The following is a 6077-nucleotide window of genomic DNA, read 5'->3' on the forward strand; positions in this document are numbered from 1 at the left end:
TATAAATAATTATTGGTTTACAATAACAATAAACAATCTATAAAACTATTTTTTTGTGCTATTATTATCAAAATAACAACAATCTAACTAAGAAAATAAACACAAAAGCCCCAGAATCAAAAAAACTAAATTAAACTAATTCTTTTGAAACGGGACTTTTATAATTTATTTAAAATTCCTCTTTTATAAAGATAAATTTTCTACTTCTATAGTCCAATTTTTGCTAGTGCCATCTGCAGCCCATACCGTATAACTATTTGGAGCAGACCAATCTCCTGGAACACCCAAAAGTGGTGCATCTCCAACAGGCTTTATAATAGCTGCTGTTGAAATTGAAACCATAACAGCTATGTTACTTTTTGACACATTATTACGCTCTGTTTCAGAAAAATTTTCTGATGCCGCAGGTACAGAGACCTGTAGGGTTACTTTATTAGTTGTATCATCGATGGTTGTCGAATGACTCAATGTAACAAATTTTACCACTTTTTCGCCATCAACAGGTGAAACTTCATCAGAAACATAGCGATATTCTACGCGTTGAACCCCTACTATATCTTTTAAATCAAATTCAGGCAGATCTTCAAGATCAGATTTAAGACACGATGTTAGGGTTAACGGTAACATCAATACAATTAAAATCAAATATTTTATTTTCATCTTTTCTATTTTATTAAATGTGTTCTTCATATTAAAAAATTATTACCAACCTGGGTTTTGTTGATCGATAATACCACTTGCAGCTCTTTCATCAAGAGCCCCTTGAGGTATAGGGAACAAGTATCTTTTTGGTGTAAAGTGTCTTTCCCAATCACCAAGACGTCTCATTTGTCCAATATAATATCTTGTTCTGTCTTTGGAAATTTGGATTCCTTTTGCGGATTCATTTAATTCTGGTATGGCACTATTTGGCTCTAACCCATGATTAGCAGGACCTCCAATTTTACCCCATCGTAATAAAGAAAAATAGTAGTCGTTTTCTAAAACTAGCTCAACTCTACGTTCACGTTTATAATCTTCCCAAGCATCTTCAATAGTTGATGCAGTTGAAACTGGTAATTTACCATGAATCACACGAGTTTCATTTAAAGCATCTACAGCTTCAGATATTTGACCTTTTTGAAGATGAGCTTCTGCTTTATTAAGATATACACGACCTAATCTAAATACCATATAGTGATAATCGGTTGGTACTGGTCCTTGGGCTTCGTGATCGTATACAGTTTTCTTAAAATAATAATTAGATGTTGTTGTATGCCATCCATCTAAACCACCATTACCACCACCTCTTGAAAATCCCCATAGATTTCCATTTACATTCATGGTTACTAGTTCATTTTTTATCCATGTAGTTGAATCGTATACAATTGTAGCATAAAACCTTTCGTCTCTATTGTTGTACATAATCTCACTAACATTCTCTCCAGATGTTTTTCCAGCCGATACAATAATAGGCCCTGCAGTAGTGCTTTCCATATCTTCTTCATGTGGAATATTTACAGGAAAAGTTGTATAATCTCCAATACTAAGATTTCCGGTATCGTCACTTACTGCCGATGTGTATTGAGTAGTTTGATCCCAAGGTTTAGCTAGACCGTCTGCTTCATCAACAACTAAAAAATCATCTACCAAATTTTGGGCTGGAGAATGAAAATGCCAACCACCAAAAGAACGACCACCCTCATCTTTAAGAAGTGGGCCCGATTGACTAGCATTAAGATCGTCATTAGATATATTTGGAATCATATTCATCATACCTCCAATATTCCAAAAAGTAGTATTTTCTTCTACACGTTCAATAGCTAAAATAACTTCTGAAGATGTGTGTCCACCATCTCTGAAAATGCTTTCAAAGTCTCCTACAAGTTGATATTTACCAGAATCTATTACAGCATTTGCAGCTGTAATAGCTTGATCGTAATATTCCGTTTGTCCCGTATAGGCAGCTGCTTGCAAGCATACTTCCGATTTGAAAGCATATGCTGCATACTTATTGAACCTACCAACTATAGCGTCTGTGGGTAATCCTGAAATAGCATCATCTATATCTTTAATAATTAAAGGATATGTTTCAGATGGCGAAGCTGTAAAAGGGGTATTAAATGCATCAGTATCTTCCGGAGAAAGCACTTTATCTATATAAACAATTCTACCCATTCTCCTTGCCTGGTGGTAATAAAGCATAGCTCTTAGCATTTTTCCTTCCGCTACAAGCTCTGCTTTTTGTCCTTCGGAAAGTGATGGAGATGCTTGACTCTTCTCTATAATAATATTACAACGTCTCACATTACCAAAATTTCCAAAACCACCTACTCCATTAAACCTATCAAACTGTTCTCTGGCATAAACATTTATTCCCCAATTCCAATAAGATGTAATATTAGTAGTTAAATAGTCTTCAAATATCGGGTCGGCATATAAGCCTCCCACAATATTAGCATATGTCTGATAAACAAAAGCATCTGCCGTGGCCTTATCACTCCATACTAGTTCTTCTGAATACGATTCAAAAGGCTCCGTATCCATAACATCACATGATGATACAAATAGAGATACCACCATTAATACAAAAATGTTTGTTTTTAATTTTTTCATAATCATTTTTTTTTAAAATCCAATATTAAAACTCAATGAAAGTACTCTTTCTAGTGGGTATGCGTAATTGTTAGTAGACGCATTTTCAGGATCTAAACCATATTTCTTGGCCTCAGAAATAGTAAACAAATTTTGTCCACTAGCTACCAACTGACACTTAGTAAAAAACTCGAAATTATTATTAAACCAATCCCATTTAGTAAGATCATAACCAATTTTTAAATCTTTAAGCCTAATATATTGCCCATCTACTAAATAAAAATCGCTGGTAACATTATTGTTATTCCCATTTAAACCTGCATTAGGAGCCAATCTTGGAAATTTAGCATCGGTATTATCAGGAGTCCAATAATCTGTTTGGAATTCATAAACTGGCGTCGATCCACTTTGGGCATCATTTAAACGCAAAACAGAACCTAAATACATATCAAAAGAGGTCGCCCCTTGTAACAAGCAATCAAAAAAGAAGCCTTTATAATCTAGATTAAGATAAATCCCATAGTTGGCTCTAGGAAATTGATTACTACCAATACGTTGAAAATCCTGTCCGTCCAACACGCCATCTCCATTAAAATCTTCATACTTTAAATCACCACGTGTTAAGTCAAATGATGCATTTCGTTTTGGCGAATTAATAATATCATTATTACCATTATAATACCCTAAACTATTATATCCTGTACCCCAATATCCTACCTGTTGTACTGTTCTTAAATACGGATTTTTAATAGCATCTAAAGATTGTGTAGGGTCGCTTGCCCATAACTGATTAAAATGGGTAAAGTTTCCGCCTATTTCATATTTTAAATCTCCCACATAATCGCTCCATCCTAATTGGAATTCCCAACCTGCTCTTCTATGCTCTCCATCGGTAGATATCTTTGGAAAACCAGTCCCTAAGGGTGCTGTATATCCAACGTCTAATGCTGATGGCGCATATAAAAAGCCTTCTGTTTCATAGTAAAAATAATCCACAGAACCTGACAAACGGTTATTTAGCGAACTAAAATCCACTCCATAATCAATTTGGGTTGATGTGAACCAAGTAATTGCAGGACTTGGGATACCTCCTTCGCTAAAGCCAGGAACAATTTGCCCATTTATCACATAAGCTCTTTCATTTAATGCATACGAAGGCAAATATTCAAAACGTCCTAAATAATATGGATTCCCTGGATCTCCCCAATTATCCAAACCAACTTCTCCATAAGAAGCTCTTAATTTAAATGTATTAAATATATTCTTCTCTACAAGAGGTTTAAAAAAAGCTTCGTCTGCAACAGACCAACCTAACGATGTAGAAAAGAACAATCCCCATCTATTATCTTCTGGGAAATTATCACTACCATCTCTTCTAAAACTTCCCTCAAGAAAGTACTTATTTAAATAACTATATTTTAACTGACCAATAAGACCCGCTCTACCGCTTTCAGATTCACCTCCTCCATTTTGGGATGAATCGACCGGTCCTGCACCAATTTGGTCTATTGGGAAATTATAGTTCTGTCTAGACAACCAATTAGATGCGCCAAAACCGTAAGAATACTCATAACCTAATAAAGCATTTATAGAATGGTCATCAAACTTGGTATTATAATCTATAAAATGCTGCATGGTATATCGGTGGCTTATACCTGTACCAATATAAAGTTGTGGTTTTACTGGAGAAGGAACAGGTTCCGTACCTTCCAAGTCATACACTGGAGCATTTTGCCTCCAGTTTTTTGTATCTTGAACCCTGTAGTTATAATTACCGGTTGTTTTGAGGCTTAACCCTTCTACCCAAGGCAATTCCCATTCAAGTCCCAATAAAGCATTAATCATTTTATCCCCATTTCTTAAGTATCCATTATCATCTGATATTTCCTGTAACGGATTATCGCCTACATTGTATAGCAAACCGTTTTTATTTTGTATAATCTCCCATGGTCTTTTATTTTGGATATGACCGAAAATTTGTCCATAACCACTTGCAGAAGAAGAGAAAGGATGTTCCTTTTTCTCAAGATAACCATCGATTTGTGCTGTTGTTTTTAAGCCTATACTTTTTATTGTTGAGGATTGACTTAAACGGAAATTGGTTCGTTTTAACCAATTGGAGTTAGAGCGGTATAGCGAACCTTGGTCTATAAATCCTAAAGACACATAATAGCTATTCAATTCGTTTCCTCCAGAAAAACTCAAATTATGCTTTTGTTCTGGAGCAAAGTCCTTTAATACCGCTTTTTGATGATCTACATCTGGAAAATTCCACGGATCTGACTGATCTCTATACTTTTGAAGATCCTCATCTGAATATATTGGTGACAATCCAGCAAAACGTTGCCCTTCATTAATATGGAAAGCACGGTCGTAAGATCCCAATTTTTCAGGAAAAATATGGGGTGTAGCCATGTTAAAATTAGCACTATAATTAAAAGTAGGTTTTGAGTCTTTACTTTTACCTTTTTTAGTAGTAATCTGTAAGATACCATTCGCAGCACGAGAGCCATAAACTGCTGTTGCAGATGCATCTTTTAATATGCTAAAATCTTGAATGTCATCTGGCATAATGTTAACAAAATCATCATAAGAACGAATTATTCCATCTATAACTACTAATGGTGTTTGTCCACCTCTGATAGTAATCTGACTTCGTTTTCCAATTCCTCCTCCATTTGCTTTAATTACTAAACCTGGAGATCTACCTGCCAATCCTTGAGTAATATTTGTAATAGGGATATTGCCTAATTCTGTTGCATCTACTTGCGATACAGAAGAAATCAAGCTACGTTTAGTACTTGTACCATAACCTACAACAACTACTTCATCTAGAGCAGCAGCATCTTCTCTTAATGTTAGATTTATTGTAGCTCTATTATCAATAACAACCTCTTGTGTTGAAAATCCAATATAAGACACTACTAATATAGCATCTTTAGAAGATACTTTCAAAGAGAATTTCCCATCAAAATCTGTTTGAGTACCATTATTAGTACCTTTTTCTAAAATATTAGCTCCAGGTAAGGGTTGACCTGACTGATCTGTAATGACTCCAGAAACTTCGAACTCCTGCTTATTCTCAAAAATATCTATCTTTTGTTTTTCTTTTATAAGAATCGCATTATTGCTTGTTAATGTCACTTCGAAATCGCCTTCAGATAAGCTTCTCCTTAGTAATTTGCTCGTTTTTAAGGTTCCTTTTTTTATATTTACCTTTGGGTAGCCTTTAAAAGTCCCTTCTTCGTAAAAGAATTTGTAATCTGTTTGCTCCATTATAAGATCGAAAACCTCATCTACGGTTAATACCTTATCTTCCTTTATTTCTATTTTAGAATTTTGAGATATAACGTTATTAGGAATTGATGCAAAAATAAATGAACAAAACAAGAAAATGAATGTTCTCATAATGGTTTTTAATAGCCTGTTTCTATTAATGAAACTGGCGTTAGTTAGTTTAATTTTCATAAATTTGTATGTTATTGGTTATTTAAACAATTTTA

General features: G+C 34.4%; 3 protein-coding genes. All 3 read right to left on the reverse strand.

Going from position 1 to position 6077, the window contains the following annotated elements:
- Positions 1-183 precede the first annotated feature (183 nt).
- Genes AADI82_RS13120 through AADI82_RS13130 form a run of 3 tightly spaced genes read right to left on the reverse strand, consistent with a single transcriptional unit; the run spans position 184 to position 6042 of the window.
- Complete coding sequence (locus AADI82_RS13120; RefSeq protein WP_341216879.1) at positions 184-690, reverse strand: hypothetical protein; 507 nt, start codon at positions 688-690, stop codon at positions 184-186.
- 12 nt (positions 691-702) lie between these two features.
- Positions 703-2595: a RagB/SusD family nutrient uptake outer membrane protein gene (locus AADI82_RS13125; protein WP_341216880.1), complete on the reverse strand. Its 1893-nt coding sequence runs from the start codon at positions 2593-2595 to the stop codon at positions 703-705.
- 12 nt (positions 2596-2607) lie between these two features.
- On the reverse strand, positions 2608-6042 hold the full coding sequence (locus AADI82_RS13130) for a TonB-dependent receptor (RefSeq protein WP_341216881.1): 3435 nt from the start codon (positions 6040-6042) through the stop codon (positions 2608-2610).
- Between the last annotated feature and the right edge of the window lie 35 nt (positions 6043-6077).

It is taken from the genome of uncultured Wocania sp. (genome assembly GCF_964021735.1).
Classification (GTDB): Bacteria; Bacteroidota; Bacteroidia; order Flavobacteriales; family Flavobacteriaceae; genus Wocania_A.